Annotated in this window: 1 protein-coding gene; it reads right to left on the bottom strand. The window is 48.2% G+C overall.

What is annotated here, in order from left to right:
• On the bottom strand, nt 1-624 hold a 624-nt coding region (locus D8797_RS10100), incomplete at both ends, for a collagen-flanked surface repeat-containing protein (protein WP_446677500.1).

Below are 624 nucleotides of genomic sequence, written 5' to 3'. Positions count from 1 at the left end.
GTCCTTACCATCTTTAACAATGGTAGATGAGGTTACTTCGTCTGGATCCAATTGGCCATTGCCGTTCTTATCCAGACCAACTTTAACAGTGTGCGTGCCGTTGTTATTATCCACGACTTGGGCTAATGATGGCTTGCCATCTTCTCCTTTAGCTCCAGTTGCACCTGTTGCGCCTGTTTCACCTTTATCGCCCTTAGCTCCGGTTGCGCCTGTTGCACCAGTGGCACCGGTTGCACCAGCTTTTCCATCTTTGATGATTGTAGATGAAGTTACTTCGTCTGGATCAAGCTCACCGTTACCGTTCTTATCCAGACCGACTTGAACAGTATGAGTACCGTTGTTGTTGTCAACAACCTTAGCTAGTGGAGATTTTCCGTCCTTACCATCTTTAACAATGGTAGATGAGGTTACTTCGTCTGGATCCAATTGGCCATTGCCGTTCTTATCCAGACCAACTTTAACAGTGTGCGTGCCGTTGTTATTATCCACGACTTGGGCTAATGATGGCTTGCCATCTTCTCCTTTAGCTCCAGTTGCACCTGTTGCGCCTGTTTCACCTTTATCGCCCTTAGCTCCGGTTGCGCCTGTTGCACCAGTGGCACCGGTTGCACCAGCTTTTCCATC

Source organism: Streptococcus cristatus (genome assembly GCF_003944225.1).
GTDB classification, from domain to species: Bacteria; Bacillota; Bacilli; order Lactobacillales; family Streptococcaceae; genus Streptococcus; species Streptococcus cristatus_K.
Note: the sequence above shows the minus strand (reverse complement) of the source record. Positions and strands in the feature narration are given on the sequence as shown.